The sequence below is a fragment of the Mucilaginibacter pocheonensis genome (assembly GCF_031456535.1).
Taxonomy (GTDB): Bacteria; Bacteroidota; Bacteroidia; order Sphingobacteriales; family Sphingobacteriaceae; genus Mucilaginibacter; species Mucilaginibacter pocheonensis.
Genome location: NZ_JAVDUU010000004.1, coordinates 469,945 through 496,232 on the forward strand (window position 1 = coordinate 469,945; position 26,288 = coordinate 496,232).

The following is a 26,288-nucleotide window of genomic DNA, read 5'->3' on the forward strand; positions in this document are numbered from 1 at the left end:
TTAAAGTTTTTTTTAAGGCAGTTGTATTGAGGCGGTAAATAGCTTATGACGCGACTATTTGCGCGTAAAGATGTTTTAAAAACATCTTTGTGTTAAGGCTTATAACCCTGGAGTATTTAACGTCCAAGCGATGCTTTCTCATGAAATCATCTGCATATTCAGGTATAGCAAAGTAATTGTTTGTGAGTTCGGTATAAATGTAAGTATCAACAGCTTGTGCTAACTGATGAGTTAATATGCCTGATGCCCGCAGTTCATTTTTTATTCTCAATCTTAAATTAACGCGATTTTCTAATATTCGCTTCAGTTTTTCCTTATCACGGCTTTTGGAGATTGAGTTATCAGAAAAATGAATTATTGTATTCACTGCATCATCAACCGCCACTTTTGCATTGTTTTTTAAAAGGCGAAAAAGCAGATCATATTCCTGTGAAGAGCTCAATGTTTCATCCCATCCGTTCACATCAAGCAACACGCGTTTACGCCATAAATTTGAGCTTGTTATACCCAAATTGGATGTGATCAATCCTCTCCAAATATCTGGATCGGCATGTCTGACTATTTCGTTGATTTTATTTTTCAACTTATACTTAAGCAAACAAGCGCCTGCAATTAAATCAGCACCCGTATTAGAAGCAATTTCAAACTGTTGTTGTAATTTGCCTGGAAGCAGTTCGTCGTCAGCATCCAAAAACTGTATCCATTCACCTCTGGCTTTGTTGAGGCCATGATTCCTGGCAGCAGGAGCGCCTTTTTTTGCTTCATCAAAAACAAAAATTTTATCAGGAAATTCAGATCTGTATTTGTGTAAAATCTGATGAGAGCCATCAGTTGAGTTATTATTAACCAAAATAATTTCAACATCCTGATAGGTTTGATTTAACACACTATCAATACTTCGGTTTATAAAACCCGCACAATTATAGCAGGGAATAATTACGGAGATCATTTATAAATTAATTATCACAATGAGGTAAGATGTCTTTGCTTATCTTTTTCTCAAGCCTGCCAATACGGTTTTGAGTTCCTTACCCATCATCAAATAAATCACTATAAAATAACAGATACAAAGCACTATACCACTTATAATATAGTTTACGCCGGCAATGTTTAACAGATATGTTATGGTAAAGCTACACACTGATGCGATGATGGGAGCTTTGAGAGCTATGCAAAATTCGATTATTGATATTTTTATAGGGATGAGGTAGCTGAAGGTATACTGCGCTACCAAAACAACTATAATTTTATTGAGTAATACAGCCCAGGCCGCGCCGGTGATTCCATAATAATATATACCTAAGGCTAATGAAGGTACAAATACAAGTGCTTTAAATATTTGCTGTTTCATTTCCAGGCCAGGGCGACCTAATCCTCTTAGTAAAGACGTGTTACCGCTAACCAAAATATGAAACATTACCGAAATAGATAATATTTGCAAGGGCGCAATAGTTCCTTGCCATTTAGCACCAAACACATTAATGATAAAGTACTTACCATCTACAACAAAAAAAATCATTACCGGAAAAACAAAAAGGCAGTTAAATAATACTACTTTAAGATAATATCGTTTAAGCGAAGCTATATCGTTTTGGTTTTTGCCATATATGGGATACATTACATTATTAATAACAGCCATTAATCTGCTCCTAAAGGTATCTGTAAGCACAAATGCCAATGTATATACACCCAGCGCCGACGCCCCTAAAAGTTTGCCTATCAGCAAATAGTCTATGTTATTATAGAGGTAGTTCAATATGTTTGACCCTGTTGTATAAACGCCGAAACCAAAAACTTCTTTAAAAGCCTGTTTGTCCATTATAAAAGCCGGCTTCCAGCCTGTGGCTTTAAAGAACAATGGCATCGCTAAAAACACATTGCCAACAGAGTTAAAAACCAAAGCCCATACTCCAGCGCCTTTCAATGCCATGATAAGCGCTATAATGCCCACAATTATATTTGAAGTATTATCAATAAATGCCAGCTTTTTAAAATTCATTTGCTTGGTAAGTTGCGCTTTGTGCACAAGATTTACCGGGCTCACCAAAATACCGATACTGAGTACCGGAACTATAGTCTTTAAAATAGGTTTGTCATAAAACAACGCTGCTAAAGGCCCCACACCAAAACTCATGATCAGGAATAATAAAACTGACCAAACTACTCCCGTCCAGAAAGCCGTGTGATAATGTTCGTTACGCAGGTGTTCATCCTTTCGCTGAACAAGTGCCGAACCAACTCCTAAATCATTAAGTATCTGTACAAATCCGGTGAACACCGTTGCCATGCCTACTAATCCAAATTCGCTTGGGAACAGCAGCTTAGCCAGTACTAACTTTAAAATGAAATTAAAGGATTGATTTATAATCAGCTGGATAAAATTCCAAAATATTCCAGAAGCGACTAACTTTTTATCCGTACCAGAACCGGTTTCAGTAAGTACACTACCCATTTGATTTAAAATATGTTTTTAGATAAATAATCATGTTGTTTATTCCGGCTTATGCTGATTTTTAAAATTCAATCCAATTGATTGTACAGAACAGGATATGTTCGCGGTTTATGATGCGCTGATTTAACAGAGGTAACCTGCTGATATAATTGCAGATGGTTATTAATATAACTATCCACAGAAAATTTTTCGACGTGCTTAACGCAATTTTTCTTTTTATTGGCTATCTCGCTTCTGTTGCTTAAAATGTAGCTTATCAGTGCTGAAAGCCTCCCTTCGTCGGGCGAATAGATCCACGAGCTTTCAGGATCATAAATTTCTTTGAGTCCGCCCCTGTCTGATTGGCAAACCGGCACCGAATATGATAACGATTCAATTACCGTTCGTCCAAAAGGCTCATTCCATAAAGCCGGAACTATCAAAATATCAATCTGTTTATAAAAATCGGCGGGTTTTGATACACCTATAAATTCATATTCAATGCCTTGTAATTTCTCGCTAAGCTGTGATATAAATTTGGTATCGCCCTTACCGGCAAATAGAATTTTCACTGTTGATTTTTGTTTACTATCCAGTTTAACCAATTCGTTTACCAAATAGGAAACTCCCTTGTCTTCTGCTACTCTGCCTATATATCCGAAATGTATTTTTTCAGTAACCGGCTTCCCTTGTACACCGGCCAAACTTTTGGTTGCATTATATACCACATTGCTAAATTGGTCTGGTATCTGCAAAAACGCTTTGTGCTTGTTCAATATATATTGACTTATCCCAATAAAGTGATCAGGATATGGCATAAAATTTCTTTTTATATTATTAGTTATCTTACAGGGTAAACATAAGGTTTCACAATTTTTACAGTTATTGAATAAGCTGCATTTATGACAAAGCAGGTAATAATCGCGCATGGTATGTACCAGGGGTATCTTATTGTCTTTTATAGTTTTCCAGATAAAAGGCGAAAGGCCTTGTATAGTATTGGTATGAACAAGGTCAGGACTTATTTTTTTAAGGATTGATGAAATGCTGAAATGATAAAACATATTACAGCTATCAATAAAATGCCATAACGATTTAAAAACCCCGGGCACATTGCTGGCGCCGTTATAGGTAGAATATATATTTCTTTGTTTTAAGCTTATTACGGTAACCCTGTTAACACGGTAAACTTTATTAGCAGGACCAGTGGTGAGCACATATACCCGGTTGCCAGCTTTTGCCAAACCTTCGGCCAGCAGCTGAACGGATATTTCGGCCCCACCAACAAATGAGGGATAATAAAAGCTGTTTATAAGTAAAATTTTCATGCAATTTTGTTATACGACCCATCCATGTTAATAATAATAGGCTCGCTCTTTTTTCTGGCCATATATTTATTCAATACATATGATCTTATTTTTTCCACAAAACAGCTTTCATCAAAAGATTGGGCATGTGCACGAAGGAAATTGGGGTCAAATTCTAATTTTTCAAATTGTTCAATGGCGTTTTTTAACGCATGGACAGTTTGTTCGTCAAAAAATACAGCGGTGGATTTTAACGAATCACTTTTAAAGGGGATCATGGTATCTAAAACCCCGCCTTTGCCATAGGCTATAACAGGCCTTCCCGACGCGTTGGCTTCAAGCGGAGTAATTCCGTAATCTTCCAGCTGCGGAAAAATAAAAGCTTTGCAGTTAGCATAAAGTTTTGCCAGGTCACCAGCATCCAAACCAGTTAAAAAGGTGATATTATTCCCGGCGTTTTCCTTTATTTCTTTTTCCCTGGAACCTTTTCCAACAATGACTAATTTTTTATCGGGCATTTGATTAAAGGCTTCAATAACCAGATCAACCTTCTTATAAGATTCAAATCGCGAAACAACCAAATAATAATCACCTACCGAATTAGACACATAAAAATTCTGACATTTTACCGGCGGATTAATAACAGCAATTTCATTACTCGGAGCGTAAGCCTGCTTAATACGGTGAACCACCTCCTGGGCATTAGTAATAAACCAATCTGTCCTTTTTGCTGAGGTTTTGTCAATTTCTTTTAATATAGAAATAACCTTGCCATAAACACCCCTGGTAATTTTACCGGCTTCCTTAACTTTTGCATATGATTCTGTGTCCCATACCAAACGGAAAGGGTTATGACAATAAGTTATTACCAGTGCGTTGGGCGCCGTTTTTACATACTTGGCGCAATGGGTTGTTGATTGTAGTATTACATCATAACCCGTTAAATCTAACTGCTGCATGGCTAAAACTCCCATAGGATAAAAAAGGAGCTTCATGTATTTTTCGCTCTTAATAAATTGGCCAAACCAGCTTGTTCTAATATCACAGTCTTTAAACTCGGGATAAGTGTGATTTGCATCGTATGCCAGGGTATAAATAGGTGCATCAGGAAAAGCATTGTGAAAACTTAACGCTACTTGTTCTGCACCACCTTTGCGTACAAGGTCATCATGCACAATTGCTATTTTCATATATGGTTAGATTAGTTTAAACTTTGATTACAATCCGTTAGCGATGAATGGATGCTATCTTTTTGATGTTGATATAACGGCATTGATAATTGAGCTTTCAGAAAGCGGATCAAAATATGTTACCTTTTCATTAGCGATCATTTTAAAAACCGGGATGTCCGAAAGCAATAGATAACAATCATTGTTTATGGCTTCAATGATACCTGACTTATAAACATCACTGAATGAGCAATTAATAAACACATTTGCTTTTTTAAACAGATAATTAACCAACTCCTCGTCAAAACTATTGATTAGGGTAACATTGGTAGATATTATCCATTCACTTAAATTAAATGACTTACTTTTTTCCTTTGCTACAACGATCAATTTATAAGCCTTCAGCTTTTTTGATGAGAATGCTTTTAACAATATTTTCAAATTCTCCTGCTGATCGATCGTGCTTATCAGCAAAAAAAAGTCTTCTTTTTTTTCGGTTGTTTCTATCCGGTTATTATCTATTTTGTTCCTGGGGGCAATGTATGATACTGACATGCCCGATGAACCAACTCTCCTTCGTTTTCCGAGTTCGCTTATTCCAGAACCTGTTGTTTGCAGGTATTGGGTAACTACCTGGTATAACCATTGACAGCTATTCAAAGGATTTCTAAAAAAGCTTCTCTGCCCAATCAGATTAAATGCAAATAAATAAAATCCCATTTTACTATTAATGAACTGCAGAAGAGTTGTATTGTACTATTTGCTTATAACCCTGATAAGCATCTTTTTTAGTATACTGACCAAGATCATCTTTATAAATAAGCCCATAACAAGCCTCTAAAGGATACCTTTTTTTCAAACTTGGCTGGTCGAACAATTCATAAATGAAAAACCCGCCAATAATGCCCTGATCTATGATCTTTTGTATACTCTGGTTAATATATTCGTTCTGTCTGGCGAAATTCACTGTTGTAGTACCTTTGAACTGATTAAATTCTGTGATCCAAATTGGCTTATTAAAGCTTTGGCTTATAAATGATAATACATTACTGTTCATTGGCTTAACCCTGGTAATATCACCCATATTGGAATACCAGTGGCAACCAATTATGTCATAATTAACATTATTGTCTTTTAATAACTGCAGATAATAGTAGTGTATATAACTAACTGACAAAGTGACTTTTATATCAGCCCTTACCGACTTTAACCCGTCAATAAAACCCTTTATACCCGCTATGAACCTTTTTGCCTTTTCTGTATCGTACGCTCCTTGTTTTGCTTTACCGGGATTGTCACGTAACCTTATTTTATTATCGCCCTCATTGTTAACTTCAACTACCGTTAAATAATCACCGTAGCGTATGCCAAAGTTTTTCCCTTGTCCGTAAGCCGCTTGATATATTGAGTCAACACTTTCGCTTTTTAGTCCACTTTGCATAAGGGCGGGTAATGCTGAGATATTATTTTTTTTTAACTGGTTTAAAATTTCAATAAAGGATGGTTCTTTTTTAGCGTATCCGTCCTTATCCAATAATACATCAAACCTGTAGCTGGTTAGTCCGAGATCATTTATGGCGTTTATTTGTTCATCCAGGTTATTGCTATAATCCCGCTGTGTTAGCGGATGTCCGTTTATCCCCCATACAAAAGGCTTAGTTTTCTTTTGGGCCTTTACAATGGTGCTTGTGAAACTTAACAGAATAACAAGACAGGTAACGCTTAAACCTTTTAACATTATCATTAATTTAAACAAAAGGGAAAGGAGGCTAAAGGAGACTGTTAGTCTATTAAAGCCTGTTTAAATTCAGGCACCTCGTCGGTCGCTTTTTTGAGCACAAAACCCAAAGCGATGAATATCCATAATGAGGGGTAGGCAAATTCGGGGACAGATGCCATCATTATTAAATAAACTATTAACAAACCCAGGCTGTAACAGGTTGACAGTATAGGTACAGATATTTTAAGCCACATATTCTTTAACACAAACCAGGTAAAAATAAGGAACCCGATAACCCCGTTATTGGGTAACAGGGTCGAAAAAAAATCTGTTGAACGTACATAGCCAAATCCAATTCCGAACGCTTGGCTAAAGCCATTAAGGCTTGCCCAGTATTGAATATGGTTTATTAAACTCTTTCCTCTTTCGCGCGAGGAAGTACTATCACCCTCCATCTTTCCCGCGAAAATGAAATCATATAAATTATTAAGCAAGTGCTGAAACATGTCTAACTGCAGCACAAAACATATTACTATAATAGAGATACACAGATAAAAGAAAATTTGAAAATGCCTTTTATAAATGAACCAATATCCCATGAATAGTAATATGAAAAAATAGGCGGTGGTTGAAAACGTAAGCAACAGGCAACAAAGCAGCAGGTACGTATCAAAACGCCTTTTTAATGCAAATGTTAAAACCCAAAACGGAAACACCGTAAAAACAAACATTGAAGGCTCGCCGGTATATCCTTTCAGGCGCATTAAGCCAATTCCGCCTAAATTGAATGTTTGAAATAATGAGGCCGATTTATTACCATACCCTACTGTGCGGTTAACCATAAAATCGCCGTTTATGCCGGTTAACACGTATAGCAAAAACTCATACAAACCGTAAAAACATAACAAACGCAATCCCCAGTAAATATATTTGATAACGGTTTCATCAGAAAAATACTTAACGTAGCCATATATCACAAAGCCTGCTATAAGTGACAGAGACTGGGTTATATGCGAAGGTCGATAGAAAGTATTTGTAAAATCATTTCTATTGATTAGTTTCAAATCGCTCGTTAGCTTTACATGGCTTACCAGGTTGATGAACTGTGACCCCATGCTTAAAAACATTATCAGGCAAAAAAAGTAAGTGAGCTCTAAATAGAATTGCCTTTTTTCCTCTTTTAAAGGCGACAGGGGAATAATAAAAAATAACAGGCCTGACAGCACCGTAATAACTGTAGTGCCCGGTATTGAAGGTACAAGAACAAATGACGTAATTGGAAAAAATAGCATCAGGATGTTGACGTATTTTTTCACAAATGCCCCTGTGTCGTTCTTAGTGGCATATAACGCCTGGCTATGTATCATGCTTAACAGATGGTAAATGTTATTTAAAGGCTTTAGAGTTCACATGGTATTTTCAGCTAAAAACTTATTTTTCTAAACCGTATCCAATGCCATACCCGTACCCAAAGTAACCTGAGTTCGAAAAATTAACATCGTTGATAACCAGGTATAGGTTATCGACATTATCCTTTGTTTTAATTTCATTGATAATCTCAATCTGTGACTTATCAGTGTAATTATGCCTGCAAACATAGATTGTCATATCTACATGCTTCTGAATGATCAACGCGTCAGAAACCAGGCCTACCGGCGAACTATCTATGATGATATAATCAAATTCTGTCCGCAGATCATCAATCAAATTACCAAGCTTATCATTAAGTAATAACTCACTCGCATTGGCCACAACCGGACCCGAAGTGATTACATAACAGTTTTCATGAAACAAGCTTGGCTTAATAAGGCTATCAATCTCCAGGTCATCTAAAACATAATTCGAGAAACCAAAACTATCATTATTAACACCCAGCATGTATGATAACTTAGGTTTGCGCAGGTCAAGCTCAATCAGCACTACTTTTTTGCCGGCCATAGCCAGGGTATTTCCTAAATTACGGGTTAAAAAAGTTTTGCCCTCCCCATTAATACTTGACGTGATCATGATCACGTTCGACTTGCGGTCGTCAAGTATGTTTCTGAGTTTTGTTCTTAATGTGCGCAAACTTTCTGTTACCTGCGATCTTGAAAAAATATCCGCTTTTGATCGCTCAGCAATTGATTGGTGACCAATTTTCCCAATAATGGTTACGTCGGTTTGCTTTTCAATATCTTCTTCCGAGCTTATTTTTGATTCCATCATTTTCCTGGAACTTACTATACCGAAAGGCATAATCAGTCCTAAAAAGAACGACATGATGTATATAATAGGCTTTATCGGCTTAGCTGGTTCCTTGCTGCTCTTGGCACTGTCAATTATCCTGGAATAAGGCATATCGGCGGCTTTCGCCATTGATGTTTCTTCCCTTTTTTGCAACAGGTACACATATAATTGTTGTTTAAGCTCCTGCTGTCTTGAATAATCCATAATTGTACGCTGTTTGCTGGGTACGCTTCTGATATAACCATTCAAAACATTGTTTTGCTTATTTATTCCACTGCTGCTCAGCTCCATTTCATTCTTGTAGCTATCTATGCTTTGCAGTAAATTATGTCTTGCTATTTGTAGCTGCTGATCAATATTAACTATTACAGGATTGGTTTCTGTATATGAAAGGCGCTGTTTGGCTCTTTCATTTAACAATCCATTATATTGACTCAAACTGGCCGCAAAAGAAGCGTTTTGGATGTTTAGCGAGCTTGGTATTGTTTGTGTGTTTTGAGGATCATTTAACCGGTTTTTAAGATCATTGATAATAGAAAGCTGAATTTGCTGTTGCTGATACCTGTTAGAGTAATCACTGGCATTACCTACCAGCACTTTTGCCTGTTCATCAATATCTGTAATATTATTATTGCTCCGGTAATTCTGATATTTTTTCTCAACGTTTGTCAATTCATCACCAACTACCGCTAACCTGCTGTTAATAAAATTGATCGTGCTGTCTATCACGCTTTTCTTATGCTCTATATTATCCTTCAAATACTGGTTCATTAAATTTTGAAGTATCGCTTCGCCTTTTTTTGAATCAGGATAATATAAGGTTAAGGCTATGGTAGTAGTACCTTTATCTGTAAATTCCGCATCGTAATTTTTGATTATATCTGATATAGCGTCATCTTCAGATACGATTTGGGTAGAGTATTCTTGCTGATAAACTGGCACACCCCGCCGCCTGGCCAGCTTGATATTATACTGAGGAAGACTTATCTGTTGATCAAATTTAACATTACGATCAATGTTTTCATCTTCATTAACAATGTGAATGGTGTTGTTATTAATTACATTTATTGTGTATTCGCGTCTTTTTAATGAATCAACCTTGGTATTGAGTATTTTAATTTCAAATGGGGCTTCATCATATATTTCTGTGGATAAAAAACCATCATTTAAAAACAGTTTGATATTCAGGTGCATATTTTGCACCACCTCTTTTATAAGGTTACGGGATTTTAAAACATCACCTTCATTTTTTATAAGCTCATTAACATTTAACACAGATGAAACCCCGCCGTTTGCGTAAGTTGATGAGGCATCAGGGTTGTTGGGTTCCTGTTGCAAAAGCAACGAACTGCTGATAAGATATTGCTTTGTGGCATAGGTATTATAAACGTAAGCCAGACCAATGCATACCACAAGGCTTATTACAAATAAATACCAGTGGCTTTTAATTTGTAACAGAATGCTTTTAAAATTCATATTGTTTTCCTTTTGATAACTGGTTTTGATATAGTATTTACTAAAAATTAAGCCGGCAGGGCTCATAACATAATGTTATTTTAAGTTGAGCTACCAATACCGCTTAGCTAAGATCACTGCTGTAAACACTGTTGCTGCAAGTGAAAGATATTTAATGAGGTTATTATCGTTATTTAACACTTTGGTTTTTAGCGGTTCAACATATACCACATCGTTTTGCTTCAGGTAGTAGTAAGGAGAATTAAGCAAATCCTTTTTGGTCATATCTAATTTCACCGAAAAATTTCTACCGTCAGGGCTTTTGCGTATAAGTAACACGTTTGTACGGCGCCCGTAAATTGTCATGTCACCGGCGTATCCTATGGCATCTAACAACGTTACCTGCTCATTGGGAAGAATGTAAGATGCCGGATGATTCACTTCGCCAAGTACTGTGACCTTAAAATTGGTAAACCTTACATCAACCACCGGGTCATTAAATGATGATACTGCTCTTTGCCGTACCGCGCTCCTGGCCTGTACCGTGGTTAAGCCCGCCAACTTTATTTTTCCCAACACCGGTATCTCCACATCACCCTCTTTGCTAACCAGGTATCCCGATAAAGGATTTGCAGAGCCTGATTGCGGGCTGCTGCTATTTACATAAACACCGTTCCTGCTATTGATACTTAAAGTGGCAGCCGGATCAGTTGTATTTACATTTATCGCCAAAATATCATCAGGTTGAATAACAGGCTCAGTGTAGGGGGCCAAGGCAAGCGGTGCAGCTGTATTTGCTTCAGACATATCCTGAAAGTACCGGAGTTTCTTGGTGCTACCACAAGAACACATCAGGAACAATACAATGGCTACAAGTATGTGAGCCATCGGAAAACATGATTTTTTCATATAAATTAAGGTGAATTATGATGTGGCTTTAATAATTAATATCAATTCCGATCCTTAAAAACATTACCATGTTGACAATCATCAGGAGTAAGCATTGGAAAGTGTAGCCCGTTTTGATGATGGCTTACAGCGACATTTGTTGGCCTCGCTATAAAGCTTCGCCCTTTCGCTTACATGGCAATTATTTTTTTTCTATAATTATCAGCAATTGAAAATTATTGCCTTTTAGCAACATTTTTAATACTAAACTTTAACAAATATTACTAAAATATGAATGAATACACCCTAAATTTAAGTGTTGATACATAAATGTAAAAATGTGTGATAGAGGTGTGAAAACTGTGTCAGCCACCCATTATTGGACCATTAGTTTTGATGATAAGTTTCCTGATGCTGCAGTGGTATTAATAATGTAAACGCCCTGACTTAACTTGTTTGGCAGTGTAATAAATATATTCGCAGACCCTAAATCATCAACCACAAATCGTTCAGTTTTCAGCAGTTTTCCAGACATGTTGCTGATAGATAAAACTACATTTTCGCCCCGTGCAAAATTGCTAGCATTTAAATAAAAATTATTTCCGGCATTGGGATTTGGGAAAACGGTTATTTTCTTACTGGCCGAGGTATTAAGCTTATTTGCATTCAAGGTAAGTTGTGAAACGGATGCAGTGTTTAAAATTTGAAACAGCTCCAGACCAGCAATCCCAACCCTGTTGGCGGTCGGATCAAATTTTATAGTTAGCACGCCGTCATTTACCGTAGTGCTAAAATCTTTTACTAAAGCCGCACGGTAGCCTACCTCCTTAAAAATATCAAAATTGGTCAGCACTTCCTGATTTTCAATAAATACACTGAAAATTCTTGATCCGGGTGCCGTCCAATAATTTTCGACATAATGCATTCTAACCAAATAATCGCCATTTACAACCGGAATTTCATATCGGGTTTCAGCCAGATCTGCAGCAGCAGATAAATAAGGAACATATAGTGAGTCTATATCCGTACCTGCAACATTGGTTATCACCTGCTGTTGATCCAGCTTGATAGATCCTTTACGATAATTTTTATCTGCTTCATATAATTTATTACCAATAGTGACATTGGCGTCGGCCCCTCCTTTTATCCGTTTAACAATATTAACCGTACTGGTGCTGCTATTGGCAATGCCGTAAAGAGGAATACGAAGCGGAGCCGATGCGCTATTATAATTTACAAGCAGAGCCGCATTTTTTATTCCTACCGAAACCGGAGTAAATTTTACAGTTAACGGTGTTGTAGCTTGTACAGCAAGGCTCGAAGTTTTTAACGCGCTTACGCTAAATTCACCGGCATCTGGCCCCGTAATGCTTACACCCTTTAGCGTTATGGGCGAATCATTGGTGCCATCAGGGTAACTTATCCCGGTATTCTTTACTGAGATTGTGACGGACGCAGATGAGCCGGTGAGGACCGGACTAAAGCTTATAGCTGATGTAGGGGTTGCTGCCAGGTCTGAGTAATGAACAGAACCAGAATCTGGCTTTATATTGTCAACATAATATATATTATCCTGGTAGTCATAATTAGTTGCGGAGGTTCCCAGGTAATCACAATCCATAATATAGGCATTGGGTACAATGTTTCCCTCGGCGTTCATTACTTTTAAAAATCTGATACCGATAAGCCCGTTAAAATTTTTTGTCCTGTCTGAGTATGACGATCCTATTTTCATTCCAAAGGCACCTGTGGGGTTAAACGTTCCCTGAGCAGGCGAACTGGCTGTATTTGAAAGTCGCGGCAATACCGACTGCCCGTCTAAATTTTCATGGGTAAACAATGTTGTAAGCGTAGACGAACCTTTGGCATAATATTTAAAAATTTCAACTGCCGAGCAGCATCCATGATAAGCGGCCATTTGGTGAACGGTAACAGGCTTGCTTGGATCGGCCCTTACAAAATAAGCCGCATTTACTTCACTCGAGTTAGGTACCCGGGTAGTACCGTCAATAGTACCGTCATCATGCCCGTAACCAGTGGTTGTACTAAAACCAAACGCGGCAATTATTTGACTCGCATAAGGTTCATTCGTGCTTTCGCCTGCAATCTGCCAAATTCCGCTAAGTACAACCTTTTTCACTGGGGCTATGCTATCCGTACTGGCAATGGTTAGGGTATCATTAAATACTTTGACTCTCGTGGCAGCATCTTTAGCCCTGAATTGGATGGTTACGTCCACAAACGCTGCCGGGCTTATACTTATCGGCACGGCCGCGGTTGTATCACTATTAACTGAAACTATCTTCCACGCCACTGGGTTTGACAAGGTTAATTTACTTATGTTCAGCTTTCCTGTCCCTTTATTGTTTATCCTTAGTTTTATTTTATCATGATTGGCATTATAAGGAGTGGTATCAGGGCTTGTTCTTCGCCAGGGTGTTTGGATCAGTGAAAAAACCAGCCGGTCGTCAGAAGGAAAGGCATCGGGATTCTTTAAAACCATGTATGCTCCGCTTGTTTGTGATGCTACTACACTAAAAGTGTAATCGGTGGTTATCTTTTGATTATTGTTGGCATCAACAGCTTTTACCTTCAGGGTGTAATTACCGGGTGTATTAATAATAAATGGTGCGGTATAATTAACATAGCTCGCGTTATTTATAGAATATTGCAGCGAAGTAAGACCAGAGCCGCCAACATCATTCGCGGTAATAAATACCTGTACCTGCTCGTCATACACGCCGGCTGATTTTAATGTACCCGACAACCTGGCGCTTGCCGTAGGCGCCGTGGCATCTGTAACTGTGACCGCCGGACTAAAAGTTAAGTAGTTCATCTTGGTATTAACACCTCCGGTAGCGTCAATGGTTAATTTTCCGTCGCTCACCTGTACAGTGGATGTAGCCGATTTATATTTTAGTTGCGATGAAGGTATAAAATCACTTATAGTTGGTAAGCCCTCTACGTTTATCTGGTGATCGCTGTCATAATATCCGTCGTCACCGGCGCTTACTGTTACCGTATATTTTCCGTTTGCTACGGCGTATTCCCACGTACCTGGCTTTTGATTATTGGCAGTAGCCTGCATCTGTACCAATGAACGCAGTTTTGCATCGCCGGTGCCGCTCCTGATACGCATATTCGCCTGAAGATCTATAGGTTGTTTGGTAATTGGATCTATCCACCCATATTTGCGGGTTGCATCAAATGGCAAACCAATATCCCCCGTATAACCGGATGGTACGGCAGAACCGCTGGGTAAAAAATCAATATTTACACTTTGCGATACCGGGATATCAGTAGCCGTAATAGCAAAATCGTCAAAATTATAAGTAACCGCAGTTGAAGCATTGCGATGAGTAGCGTATAAACCTGCGTAGGCTGTATCTGCTGTTAAACCCATGCCAGTTATACTAACCGACGATGAAGCATACCCCGCACCGGTACTGGTATAATTTATCCCATCTGTTGAATAAAAGCCTTCGGCAGTAGTAGTTGCTGGATCGATGATCAGACGTAAGCTAACAGTTTGGGTATTAAGTCCGCTTATCACAGCAGTGATACGCTGATCAGGGTTCGATAACCCGGCTACTGAGCTGGAAACATCATTCAGTTCTTTTCTTAACTCTACTTTGTTTCCGCTGATGCTTAATTTGATATATGTTTTATCATTTAAACCAAACCATATACCTCCTTGTTGTGATAGCGTACCATTTATAGGATTGATCACCTTTAATTCTATCTGCAGCTTTTTATCTGTGGGTATCTGTACACCCAGTACGTTCAATTGGTTATTATTGGTCAAAAAATCAATTCCCTTATTGGTTACAAGCTGCAGCTGGCCACCTGTTAGTGTTATTTTAGATGGTTCATAACCAGGCACAAGAGCATTGGAGGGCTGGCCATCAACGGCCAATCTGGTGCCCGAATAATTATTAACTGTAGTAAAGCCCGTACCTTGCCCATTTTTATCTGTTATAGTATTACTTACCGCGGCGTTGAAAGACAGGCTGTACGGCAAGGTTACCTGCAACGATGTACATGGTAGTGTACTTATTGGGCTGCAGCCATCGGCCTGAGCGTAAAGAGGGTTACAAATCAGATATAAAAATGCCGGAATCAAATTTGTTTTGAACCGCTTTACAAAACGAAACCGTCGATAATTGAGTGTTTTCATTGCAATATTCTTAAATTGTTAGGGAAGGATTTTATGAGGCGTTAAATCAGGAAACTATCAACCGGGAAAAACAAAGCTCCAAAGAAAACCACTTGAGAAAATTCATATGACCATTTGCGTTTAATTGCGCCTTGAAACCAATGCCCTGGCAATACTTTGGTCATCCGTTTTTTTATTTACTCTTAAAAGTGTGATTTGCGATATCAGATTTGGATTGTCATTCCAATTAAATTCACTTATATATAAATTTCCGTTTATAACATCTTCCGCAATATCAAGCGGATTTGCAAAGCCGGTCATTCCTTCCAATCCATAATTACTTGCGCCAGTAGCCGCGTGTATGATATCGTAAAGATGTCCGTCCCGCGAATGGGCGCGGTTGTTATCTTTAACCATTGAACCAGGTTCTAAAACCATGATATCACCGCCCCCGCTAAATCTGCAAACCAATAACTTTCCCTTTAAGGCGCCGTTAAAAGCATTGTTTTTATATTCAATAACGCCATTGGGCGATTTATTAAAACCAAAGTCAAAAGCTGCACCGCGATAATTTGCATCGGCTTTGGTGGCTGGCGGATAAACAGGATTATCGCTATATCCCCTGTTTATAACATATTCGCCCCGGAGTGGATTGGGGTGCCCGAAAAAGCCCACCGGTTTATCAGGATCTATCCTGAACAACCAGTCATGCTGTACCGGCACATTCATTGTGGCAATAACATTTGGTCCGTTATAAAAGGTACCATCGGGCCTGCGTGTGCCTTTTACAGATGCAGGCGAGTTCCCCCCGCCACCTGAGCCGTTCGCAGGCACATACAACTGTCCGTTGCTATGCCAAACCATATCATAGGCGTTGCGTATACCTGATGCATAGATAGTAAGCGGGGCATTTATACTGTACGGATTATATGTACCATCGGGCAGTTTTAATGAAGTGGCCGAAGCGTGATTGATTAAATTTTGATTAGCGGTTGTCTCTACATTAAGGGGCAACTTTACTCCTTTAAGTTTTTTAGTATCAAGCCTTAGTATGGTGCCTGCCAATAATGTTTCGTCGCGCTGCCAGCCCTTGTCATATTCACCTGCGGAACTGTTACTTCCAACTGAAATATATAAAGCGCTGTCGGGCCCAAATGCCATGCTGTTAACCATATGATCTCTTGTAGATCTGGGTAATTTGGTTACAACCAGCTGCTCATTCTGCAAATTTATCCCGCTTAGCCTGGAGATATTACCATCAAACATGGGTGCCGATACCAAACCTGATGATGAAAATGACACCCACGCAATAAGATCATGAGCAGTTGATTTAATATCAAATGTTAAACCGATTGCTGTTGTTTCGCCATGTTTTTTTACGAGTGTATTAATAACCTGCATGTTTTTAAGCATCCCGCGGTTATGGTCAACATCAAATCGCTCAATACTGCCATCTATTTTTAAAGCGTAAAATCTGCCATCGGGGCCAAAAGTTAACGAGGTATATTTTTTATTTTGCGTGCCGGGGATAGATATTTTCGTGAAGCTGGCTTTTATCAGGTTACTTGAATCTACAGATGCCGTTTCGGTAGAAAAAGTTGTTTCAAATGGCAAAAATGACGCGCCATTGTATGACTTTACGCCGCTGGTTATAATAAATTTATACACAGCGTTGGCATCAAGCGGGCGTAATGGCGAAAAGCTTATCGCATCTCCCCCACCTGTTCCCTGAACGGTCCCTGGTATCGCTGAAATTTCCCCATCGCTGATCTTTAATAATTTTACCGTTTTATTATTTATGGTGGCGTTATCAACACCACCTTTAAAGCCATTAACAGCGGGGACAAACAGGTTGTTAGCCGCTATAGATAAGTTATTAACAATCTGGGCGCCATTTACCGGGTTTGATGAAATTACGTACGGCCGGTTGTGATCAACCACCCTTAATTCAAGGGCAATAGCTGCACTGCTAAATCCATCAGCCGATACATTAACGGTTGCTGCATAATTCCCGACAGGTAGTTTTCGGGCCGATGAATAATCTAAATACAATAATGTATCATTAGCCGATTTTCGGGGCAAAATCTTCAGCCAGCTTTTGGCATTACCCGTGTATGATGTTGATACCGAATAGGCGATATCAGATTTCAATGAGTTTTTAAGTTGTAATGAACATACCTTGGCAACGTTATTGGTATTCTCGATCAGTAAATTTTGGCTGTTTGCTGATAAGTATACATAGGGAACCAAGTTAACCGGCTCTATTTCAACATAGCAAATTTTTGTATTTGTACCACCATCTGCATCAAGTGTTAAAAAGCCATCACTTACAGTTACATTCACTGTTGCTGTTTTGAATCTGCCCGGGCTTCTGATTCTCCCCAATGGCTGAAAGTTTGATATTGCTTTAACCCCTTCAACATTGATACAATTATTTTCATAAGCTTTGCCAACCTCGCCATCGCCTACGGCAACGGTAACTTTATATACACCATTAAGCAACTTTATTTCCCAGTATGCTTCGGTTTTTTCTCCCTGAAATACACCATACAAAAATGAGCTGATATTATTGGCCTGCATATGAACAAAGGTTGAAAGCAATACATCTTCAGGCTCTGTTCTGGCTCGCGCATTCCCCCTCAGGTCAACGGGTTTGCTATCGGCCCTTCTTTTCCATCCATACTGAAGTTGTGAACCTTCATAAATATCAGGCCGAAACCCAAATGGCTCCCCTATATCTTTCCGCCATCCCGGTGGCGGACTTGTTTTATCGTCTTGAAAATTTATCTTAACAGGTTCTATTACCGGAGCCTCGGCCAGGCAAAGGAAAGCCGCTGAACTTTCTGTTAGTTTAGGGGCAGATGCTTTGATAATTGATTTGTAATTATTGCAAACAAAAAATGCCAGGGCGCAAAACAGAACAACATATAAATAAACCCTTATACCAACATTTTTCAAGACACTTTTACTCATTTTGTATTAAAATTTTATTAAACATGCAGCATAACACTGCCTTTAATCAAGGGGTATTCACAATGATCTTTGCATATTTTGAGCCGGTTAAATAAACAATCCTTATGATATAGTATTTATTTTTATCCGGCTTAATATCAAATTGTGTATCTATTTGCCCCTGCTCATTCGCTGTTACTTTTATTGTTTTAAGTTTTTTACCATCCATATTGTACATAGAAATGGAAACGGTTTCATGTATTTTACAATTTCTCACTTTCACATATAGCGGCCCTCCGCCATTTGGGTTGGGATAAGCCAGTAAAATATGATCGTCATTTTTCGGTTCGCTTGTCTCCTTCTTTTTACCGTTATCATTTATTGCCGAGTCAATTAACCGTGAACTAAGTTCTACTTCTTTAACTGTATCTTCTATACTTGTCACCTTTAGCTTTGCGTTTAAACCATCGCTCAATGACGGTGGTAAAAGCACTTTAAAAGTTAGTGAGCTATTCTTTTTAATTAATAATGGAGCTTTTTTATTGGGCAGCGGTATGTTGGCTATTTTAGCTTTTGCAGCGTCTGACCCATAAATGCCGATATCTTTTACTTTTAATACACCATCGCCCTTGTTGCTTAATGTTACCTCATATTCATTATCCTGGTATTCATTGGCACGTACCTGCGGTACGGCTGTTACAGAGAGTATTGCAGGAGCGGCAGCCGAAGAAGCTGAAACTCTTAAAAGCGTAATTTGAGCCATAAGATTTGGGTTGTCATTCCAATTGTATTCAACTACATATAAATTGCCGTTAGTAACATCCTCCGTAATATCCAACGGATTGGCAAAGCCCGACATGCCCACCAGGCCGCTGTTTGAAGAACCTGTGGTGACTTTCACAATATCATAAATATGGTCGTCACCGTTCTGATAGGTAGTTTTCACCATTGAACCTGGTTCCATCACAACAATATCGCCCCCGCCGCTAAATCGGCAAACCAGCAGTTTTCCTTTTAATGCGCCGTTGAAAGTGTTGCTTTTATATTCTAATGCCCCGTCGGGAGAGTTATTTAATCCAAAACTATATGCTGGACGATAACGGATATCGGCCACAATTGATGGCGAATACAGAGGATTGTCAGCAAATCCGCGGTTTATTACATATTCACCCCGTAGCGGGTTAGGATGTCCGTAATAACCTACCGGTTTATCAGGGTTAACCCTAAACAGCCAATCATTCTGAACCTGTACGCCTGTAGTTGCCGGTATAACCGGACCATTATAAAAGGTACCATCGGGCCGGCGTGTGCCATTTACAGATGCCGGCGAATTCCCTCCTCCGCCAGAGCCATTGGTTGGAAGATATAACTGGCCGTTGGTATGCCAAACCAGATCATAGGCATTACGAACACCTGAAGCGTAAATAGTTAAAGGCGAACTGCTGCCATAAGGATTATAAGTACCATCGCTCATGGTTGCAGCAACCGCGGGAGCACTATTTATAACACTTTGAATTGTAGTTGTTTGAACGTTCAGAGGTAAAACAAATGCGCTTAGCTTACTGGTATCAAGGCGTAAAATAGTGCCCGAAAGCAAACTTTCGGCCCTTTGCCAATCGTTATCATATGAACCTGCCGAACTGTTGCTTCCCTGGCAAATATAAAGCGCGTTATCCGGACCAAAAGCTAATCCATTAACCATATGATCACGGGTGGAACGAGGAAGTTTAGTTATTATTAATTGCTCATTCTGCAGACTGTCGCCCATCAAACGTGAAATATTACCGTCAAATGCCGGTGCAGTGGTAAGGCCTGCCGATGAATGCGAAACCCACACAATTAAATTGGAGCTGGTTGACCGTGGATCAAAAGCTAAGCCAATTGCCGAGCGTGCGCCATATTTGTTAATAAGGGTTTTTATTGTTTTATCTAAAACAAGCGAACCATCAGCGTGATTTATTATGTATCTTTCAATGGTTCCGTCGAGCCTTAAAGCATATAGCTTATCATCGGGCCCGATTTTTAAAGAGCAATATTTTTTGTTTTGAGTACCCGGAATAGCAAGTTTTGTGAATTGGGCGTTAAGGAGGGCTGATGAATCAATTTGGGCTGCTTCGGTGGTAAAATTAGCCTCATAAGGTGCAAAAGCGGCACCAGCATATGACATTACACCTGATGTAATAACAAATTTATAGTTAGTGTTAGGCAGCAAGCTCGACGACGGGGAAAAACTTATAGCATCTCCGCCGCCCGTCCCCTGCACCACGCCAGGTACAAGTGTGAAAGAAGTATCTTCCTGTCTGTATAATTTTACAGTGTTGTTTGTAATAGTGCTGTTATTAACACCCCCAGGGTAACCGGCAACAACCGGTACATGTAAATTATTAGCTGCAATACTTACTGTGTTCAGGCTGACATTTACAGCTCCATTTGGTGGGGTTGAAGAAATAACATACGGTTTTAAACTATCAACAACACTTATTTGTATGGGAAATACCGCGCTTGTGAATTGGCCCGATGTTGCTTTTACCGTGGCTTTATAAATGCCTAAAGGTAAATTTTTAGCTGCAGTGTAATTAAAACTTATGTTGGGTTGTACCCCCGTTGGCGTGGCATTGAAGTTTAGCCACCCTGTGGCTCCGCTTGCATAAGTTACCGCAATATTATATGCCGTGGCCGAATTGTTTGAACTGCCTAAAGGAACAGTAAATGAGCTGGTTGCAGGCGACCCTGCTTTGATGAGTAAATTTTGATTATTTGCAGCCCAGTATAAATAAGGGTTCAGGGAAACCGGAACGATATTCGCAAAATTGAGTTTAGTATTAGTACCTCCATCGGCATTTATTGTTAATTGTTCATCTGTTACTGTTAATCTTGTAGTGGCTGATTTAAAGCGGCCTATACTACCTTGCTTACCGCTGGGCACAAAATGATTTATGGCATTTATCCCTTCAATATTAATAGTATGGCTTTCGGGCGCAGAATTAACTAAACCATCGCCAACCGAAACTGTTGCATCATAGGTTCCGTTAGGCACTTTTAGCTCCCAATAACCTTCGGTTTTTACACCATTAAATGTGCCTGTAATGGTGTTGGCCTGCATATGTATTAAAGTGGCCAGTAATACATCCTCGGGAGTGTTGCGGTTACGGGTGTTTGGGGTTAAATTGAGTAAAGTACCGTCCGATCTTTTTTTCCAGCCAAACTCAAGCCCGCTTGCCTGGTACAAACCCGTTCGTACGCCGTACGGCTGCCCATAATCTCTGATATAATTTAATGGCGGTATAGTTGCAATGTCCTGAAAATTAACTTTAATAGTTCGCTGTTGTACCCCATCCACAATACGCAGGTTGATCAACAAAGTGGCGGATTGATATCCAGCTGCAGCGCAGGTAACTAAAGCCTGATAATTACCCGCCGCAGTGGTGGAATCAATAATACTGGAGTTAAATATTATGGTATCAGTAGGGTTTTGAGGTAAATTCAGCCAATCGGCATTCGTTTTTGATAATGTAAATGCCGGGTGCCCCTGGTTTGCCTTGATGTACACCGGTTGCGGTATTACGTGGCCATCTTTTATTAAGGTAAAGTTCAATGAGCTTTGCGAAAAGGTAAGTACCTTAATACTTGGTTGAATATTGGCTATCGAGAAGTCATCAAAATTATAAGTAACAGGCGTGGTTCCGTTTCGATAACTTGCATATATACCTGCATATGCCACACTGTCAATTAAACCCATCCCGGTAATATTAACGCTGGGCAATGTATAACCGGTAGCTCCTGTGCTTATAAAATTTAAACCATCGGTTGAATAAAAACCCTCCGCAGTTTTAGCTACAGAATCAATCACCAAACGTAACGTTACTGTTTTGGTATTGAGCCCGTTTATAACTCCGGTTATCCGCTGATCTGGATTGGCATTTCCGGTCGCATTGCTGGATATATCGTTAAGTTCTTTTCTTAACTCAACCTTATTGCCACTTATATTTAATTTAACATAAGTTTTATCGTTTAGCCCGTACCACAAACCGGCTTGCTGTGATTGAGTACCATTGTAGGGGTTTATCAATTTAACCTCCAGCTGCAGTTTTTTAACCGCTCCAATTTTTACACCAAGTACATTCAGCTGGTTGTTATTGGTCAAAAAATCAATTCCTTTGTTACTCAATAGCTGAAGACGGCCACCTGTTACCGTGATTTTTGATGGCTCATAACCGGGCACCTGTGGATTGGTTGGCTGTCCATCGACTGCTAACCTGACACCCGAATAGTTATTTATTGTTTTAAAACCAGTACCTACCCCGTTTTTATCTACTATACTATTACTTACTCCGGATGTAAATGACAAATTATATGGTAAGCTAACTTTTATTGCACTACAAGGCAGCGTGCTCACATGGTCACAAGTATCTGATTGTAAATACCCTATACGTTTATAGTAACGGGCATGGGCCATACTACAAATGCTTAATACATTTAAACCCAATAATAAAATTTTAAGAGTCAAAATTTTCGCCATAACAATTATGATTTAATTAATTGCGTGAAACCACCTTGATAAATGACCTTAAAAAATAACACCATTTTAAAGTATTTACCATAAATAAACCGGTTCTGCTCATCCGGATGTGTTACGGCTTAAATCTTGAAGTAAGCTTCGCTCTCTCACTTACACAGCGAGTTTTTATGGCAAATAAATTATTGCTTATCGTTGTAACAAGTTTAATTATTATATGGCTGAAAAGCTGTCTTATTATGGTACTTGTTCAGTAATTGTGTATTAGTGAGAAAAGAAATAAGATAGGGACTTTGAGCGTCGCGCCAGCGTAAAACAGGCTTCTGCAAGGCATATTTAACATAAAAGCGTCTTAACTGTATAAAATAAACGCTGCTTTTCTCAACTTTTCACAAATTGATACACAACCCGACACCAGCCTGAAATCAAGCCACCTTTTAATTTAATTTTAAAATAAAAAATTTACAACGGATTTTTTAACAATTAAAAGCAGAATAAAAGGAATCTATCACATTAAAAGTCAGTCAAATACAATATTGATTTTAACTTATTACTTATGAAAAAAAGTGAGAAAAACTGGATGGTGCTTTATACGCGATCGCGATGGGAAAAAAAAGTAGATCAATTATTAAAGGATCAGAACTTTAATTCTTTTTGCCCGCTTGTGAAAACAAGCAGGCAGTGGGTTGACAGAAATAAAGTAATTGAGGTTCCACTTTTCAGGTCATATCTTTTTGTACAGGCCGATCAGCTTGAACGATCCAGAATAATGCAAACCTCTGGAGTAGTAAATTTTATATCCCATTGCGGTAAGCCCGCTACGCTTGATAATGCAGAGATTGAACGTATAAGAACCATTGTAAAAAACTATACGGACATTGAAGCCATATCACTGGAAGACATTAACATTGGCGATGCTGTTAAAGTTATTAATGGCCCGCTCTTAAATCATAAAGGCGAAATAGCTCAGATACAGGGTAAATCGGTTATTATGGTTATCGATAATATCAATTGTGCCCTTACTGTTAAAATAAACCACCGGGAACTTTCAAATGCAAATAATTTATTCCTTTCATAAAAGGTGATATGAATTTTAACAACCCGGAACAACAAGTTTAAATGAATATAATTTTAAAAGCAATACCATTTTTTAATACCCTTTTTATTAATCATTTGAGCTGATTTCAAATTATAGAATAATCACTTATGGATAAGCATTACGGCCAAATAGTTGAGTTGATTGTCAGAAAAAACGGCTTCAGTATTAGTGAACTGGCGCGCTTAACACATATGAACAGGAGATCTGTTTATAATTGGTTCAATCAAAAATACTTAAAACAGGAAATCATTTATCAGATAGGGATAATCATTAATCATGATTTTTCTGTGGAGTTTCCTGAGCTATTTAGAAAAGATGATTTTAAAAATCAAAACTCAGCAAATTTAAATGACCTTACATTTTGGGAAGCCCCCAATCCGTCGCTGTGGAAAGACAAATACATTGAACTATTAGAAAAGTACAATTCCTTGTTGATAAACAGGATTGAAAGCAATACGTAAAGAAGCTTTTATTTAATAAGTGTTATGTTATCAGTTAAAAAGAAACCGGATCCTAAATTAGGATCCGGTTCTTTTTTTATTTGAAAAAACCACTATAATACTAAAGGTATTAACAGCACTAATCATTTTTACCGGTATTATAGCAGAAATTGGTATAAACTTATTTAAGATTTGAAAAATGATGCAACTGCATGAAAAATCTGCTAATTATATTAAGTAAAATGGGATCAAGTTAATCCTTATTTTATCTGAGGCTATGAAACTAACTTAAGGGACCAATATTTTAGATTCCCATGCTACATTAACTTTTCTTAAAGCCGAATTCTCAAATATCTGTTTTTCTTCCCTGCTGTATACACTCATACCCACCCTTTGATCCTTATCTGTAGGGGTTATAGTTATATCAAGGTTATATTTTGTTTGATACCTGAAATAATAGGTTGCTTTGTTTGAGTCAATGTCATAAACGTTCATTTTATCGGCTGTACCAAATGAGATATGACACTTGCTTTCGCAGTCAACGATTAGTTTGCCGTAACCGTAGTAGCTTTCAGTGGGAGCCTCATCTTTCATTTTTTTACAGCCAGATGTAAACACCAGGATTAACATTGATAAAATCACCCCCGCCCTTTTTCCTTTATTCAACATTGATAAAAAGGGTGCCATACTCATACACGCTGGTTCAATCCAGCTCAATTTTTTGTTAAAATTTTTCATAATCATATCATTTAATAAAGTAAAAGTAAAGCATCCATATAGTAGAAATTCGGTTTAAGGGAAAGTGTATAACATAATGTGAAAAAGTGTATAGGTTTGAGAAATGAGCTAAAATCTATCACAATAAGGCGCTAAATAAATAGACATGTGCTCATTTTTTACACAGTAGAACCCCGCTACTTTCTTAGACTATTTTTGATGGAATTCCCGGTCAATTATGCTCAGTTACGTGAAATTGTGTGAACTAAATTGTGCTGATAACGGGTAGTCTGTTTATTAGAAATGAATGTTTTAAACGATAGATTTGAGTGAAGATTATTTGTTTCAAATTAAAACCCATAAGCTAAATGTTTAGTCAAAACAATATAGAAGTATTGATTATAATATTGTTTTTAGCAAATATTATGGTATGGGTTTACAATAGATCAAATAAAAGAATGAATTAACCATTAAAAGGGTGTTCATTCCATCTCTCAATCAAACTATAAATTATTAAAATGTGAGTAGACTAATTGTATTGGATGACAACCAGATTGAGCTATTCATTATCAAAAAAATGTTAATGAAGTATAAAGTATTTGAGGATACCTTATATAGCTCTGATGGAAAGAATATCCTTAAATTTTTAGAAGTAAATAAATCCAAAAAAAACAGCTTGCCTGAACTCATCTTTATTGACCTTGATATGCCAAAATTAAGTGGCTGGCATTTTTTAGACAGGTTAAAATCGCTTTATCCTGAATTACGGAAAGCTATTCGTGTATATATAATAACTTCCTCTATAGATCCCCGTGACATTAAGCGATCTGACAACTACCCTTTCGTAAAATCATATCTGATTAAGCCATTAACCAAAGAAGTTATAGAATCAATTGTACAAAACATCAATTAGTTTTAAACATATGTTCCTGTAACCCACTCCAATATTTACAGGAGGTTAATTTAATATGAACAATCACTACAATAGCGGCATGGTAGTACTGCATTCTTCCTAATTCCGTCCATTTTATTATAACAATTTTAATTTTTTTAATATTTTCTAAAACAAACTGCAATAATATATGTATATTGTTAAAGCTTTTTGATTAGAAGTTGAACATTACGTAATTATCCCTAATTTTTTACGTATTTATACTTGCATAAAAATTAGTTTATAGTGCTAATTTTATAATTGAATACTTGCCGATCTGT

16 protein-coding genes are annotated in these 26,288 nt (G+C 38.1%); 3 read left to right on the plus strand and 13 right to left on the minus strand.

Annotation, left to right across the window (positions count from 1 at the left end; genetic code table 11):
* Positions 1 to 43: 43 nt before the first annotated feature.
* The 12 genes from J2W55_RS20235 to J2W55_RS20290 all read right to left on the minus strand — a co-directional run bounded on the left by J2W55_RS20235 (position 44) and on the right by J2W55_RS20290 (position 22,823).
* The gene (locus J2W55_RS20235; RefSeq protein WP_310100079.1) at positions 44 to 949 is read right to left on the minus strand and encodes a glycosyltransferase family 2 protein; all 906 of its coding nucleotides are present in this window, start codon (positions 947 to 949) and stop codon (positions 44 to 46) included.
* 39 nt (positions 950 to 988) lie between these two features.
* A complete protein-coding gene (locus J2W55_RS20240) occupies positions 989 to 2,452 on the minus strand; it encodes a lipopolysaccharide biosynthesis protein (protein ID WP_310100082.1) in 1,464 nt (487 codons plus the stop codon).
* Positions 2,453 to 2,520: 68 nt separating this feature from the next.
* Positions 2,521 to 3,759, minus strand: coding sequence for a glycosyltransferase family 4 protein (locus J2W55_RS20245; RefSeq protein WP_310100085.1), 1,239 nt, complete (start codon positions 3,757 to 3,759; stop codon positions 2,521 to 2,523).
* Positions 3,756 to 4,928, minus strand: coding sequence for a glycosyltransferase (locus J2W55_RS20250; RefSeq protein WP_310100086.1), 1,173 nt, complete (start codon positions 4,926 to 4,928; stop codon positions 3,756 to 3,758). The genes J2W55_RS20245 and J2W55_RS20250 overlap by 4 nt, the downstream gene beginning before the upstream one ends.
* Positions 4,929 to 4,982: 54 nt before the next feature.
* Positions 4,983 to 5,567, minus strand: coding sequence for a glycosyltransferase (locus J2W55_RS20255; RefSeq protein WP_310100087.1), 585 nt, complete (start codon positions 5,565 to 5,567; stop codon positions 4,983 to 4,985).
* 67 nt (positions 5,568 to 5,634) lie between these two features.
* Entirely contained in the window at positions 5,635 to 6,645 is a 1,011-nt protein-coding gene (locus J2W55_RS20260; RefSeq protein ID WP_310100088.1) for a glycosyl hydrolase, read from the minus strand.
* A 44-nt stretch (positions 6,646 to 6,689) separates the two neighbouring features.
* On the minus strand, positions 6,690 to 7,994 hold the full coding sequence (locus J2W55_RS20265) for a hypothetical protein (RefSeq protein WP_310100090.1): 1,305 nt from the start codon (positions 7,992 to 7,994) through the stop codon (positions 6,690 to 6,692).
* Between the two features lie 64 nt (positions 7,995 to 8,058).
* Positions 8,059 to 10,329 carry a GumC family protein gene (locus J2W55_RS20270; protein ID WP_310100092.1) on the minus strand — a complete coding sequence of 757 codons (2,271 nt, stop codon included), beginning with the start codon at positions 10,327 to 10,329 and terminating at the stop codon, positions 8,059 to 8,061.
* 90 nt (positions 10,330 to 10,419) lie between these two features.
* Positions 10,420 to 11,217 (minus strand): polysaccharide biosynthesis/export family protein, encoded by a 798-nt coding sequence (locus J2W55_RS20275; protein ID WP_310100093.1) that lies wholly within the window; start codon positions 11,215 to 11,217, stop codon positions 10,420 to 10,422.
* Positions 11,218 to 11,572: 355 nt separating this feature from the next.
* Entirely contained in the window at positions 11,573 to 15,373 is a 3,801-nt protein-coding gene (locus J2W55_RS20280) for a malectin domain-containing carbohydrate-binding protein (protein WP_310100095.1), read from the minus strand.
* Between the two features lie 120 nt (positions 15,374 to 15,493).
* Positions 15,494 to 18,325, minus strand: coding sequence for a PQQ-dependent sugar dehydrogenase (locus tag J2W55_RS20285; protein ID WP_310100097.1), 2,832 nt, complete (start codon positions 18,323 to 18,325; stop codon positions 15,494 to 15,496).
* Between the two features lie 46 nt (positions 18,326 to 18,371).
* Complete coding sequence (locus J2W55_RS20290; protein WP_310100098.1) at positions 18,372 to 22,823, minus strand: Ig-like domain-containing protein; 4,452 nt, start codon at positions 22,821 to 22,823, stop codon at positions 18,372 to 18,374.
* Positions 22,824 to 23,376: 553 nt separating this feature from the next.
* Here J2W55_RS20290 and J2W55_RS20295 point away from each other — a divergent pair.
* Positions 23,377 to 23,898 carry a UpxY family transcription antiterminator gene (locus J2W55_RS20295; protein ID WP_310100099.1) on the plus strand — a complete coding sequence of 174 codons (522 nt, stop codon included), beginning with the start codon at positions 23,377 to 23,379 and terminating at the stop codon, positions 23,896 to 23,898.
* A gap of 128 nt (positions 23,899 to 24,026) precedes the next feature.
* Positions 24,027 to 24,380 carry a helix-turn-helix domain-containing protein gene (locus tag J2W55_RS20300; RefSeq protein ID WP_310100101.1) on the plus strand — a complete coding sequence of 118 codons (354 nt, stop codon included), beginning with the start codon at positions 24,027 to 24,029 and terminating at the stop codon, positions 24,378 to 24,380.
* A 267-nt stretch (positions 24,381 to 24,647) separates the two neighbouring features.
* Here the strand turns inward: J2W55_RS20300 and J2W55_RS20305 are convergent, their stop codons facing one another.
* Positions 24,648 to 25,097: a hypothetical protein gene (locus tag J2W55_RS20305; protein ID WP_310100103.1), complete on the minus strand. Its 450-nt coding sequence runs from the start codon at positions 25,095 to 25,097 to the stop codon at positions 24,648 to 24,650.
* A gap of 499 nt (positions 25,098 to 25,596) precedes the next feature.
* On the opposite strand from J2W55_RS20305, the gene J2W55_RS20310 reads away from it, so the two are divergent.
* Positions 25,597 to 25,989, plus strand: coding sequence for a response regulator (locus J2W55_RS20310; RefSeq protein ID WP_310100105.1), 393 nt, complete (start codon positions 25,597 to 25,599; stop codon positions 25,987 to 25,989).
* The last annotated feature ends 299 nt before the right edge of the window (positions 25,990 to 26,288 follow it).

Bases quoted from the DNA above. Each gene is read 5' to 3' on its own strand.
- J2W55_RS20235 (WP_310100079.1), bottom strand. From the start codon at position 949: ATGATCTCCGTAATTATTCCCTGCTATAATTGTGCGGGTTTTATAAAC.
- J2W55_RS20240 (WP_310100082.1), bottom strand. From the start codon at position 2,452: ATGGGTAGTGTACTTACTGAAACCGGTTCTGGTACGGATAAAAAGTTA.
- J2W55_RS20245 (WP_310100085.1), bottom strand. From the start codon at position 3,759: ATGAAAATTTTACTTATAAACAGCTTTTATTATCCCTCATTTGTTGGT.
- J2W55_RS20250 (WP_310100086.1), bottom strand. From the start codon at position 4,928: ATGAAAATAGCAATTGTGCATGATGACCTTGTACGCAAAGGTGGTGCA.
- J2W55_RS20260 (WP_310100088.1), bottom strand. From the start codon at position 6,645: ATGTTAAAAGGTTTAAGCGTTACCTGTCTTGTTATTCTGTTAAGTTTC.
- J2W55_RS20265 (WP_310100090.1), bottom strand. From the start codon at position 7,994: ATGATACATAGCCAGGCGTTATATGCCACTAAGAACGACACAGGGGCA.
- J2W55_RS20270 (WP_310100092.1), bottom strand. From the start codon at position 10,329: ATGAATTTTAAAAGCATTCTGTTACAAATTAAAAGCCACTGGTATTTA.
- J2W55_RS20275 (WP_310100093.1), bottom strand. From the start codon at position 11,217: ATGAAAAAATCATGTTTTCCGATGGCTCACATACTTGTAGCCATTGTA.
- J2W55_RS20280 (WP_310100095.1), bottom strand. From the start codon at position 15,373: ATGAAAACACTCAATTATCGACGGTTTCGTTTTGTAAAGCGGTTCAAA.
- J2W55_RS20285 (WP_310100097.1), bottom strand. From the start codon at position 18,325: ATGAGTAAAAGTGTCTTGAAAAATGTTGGTATAAGGGTTTATTTATAT.
- J2W55_RS20290 (WP_310100098.1), bottom strand. From the start codon at position 22,823: ATGGCGAAAATTTTGACTCTTAAAATTTTATTATTGGGTTTAAATGTA.
- J2W55_RS20295 (WP_310100099.1), top strand. From the start codon at position 23,377: ATGAAAAAAAGTGAGAAAAACTGGATGGTGCTTTATACGCGATCGCGA.
- J2W55_RS20300 (WP_310100101.1), top strand. From the start codon at position 24,027: ATGGATAAGCATTACGGCCAAATAGTTGAGTTGATTGTCAGAAAAAAC.
- J2W55_RS20305 (WP_310100103.1), bottom strand. From the start codon at position 25,097: ATGAAAAATTTTAACAAAAAATTGAGCTGGATTGAACCAGCGTGTATG.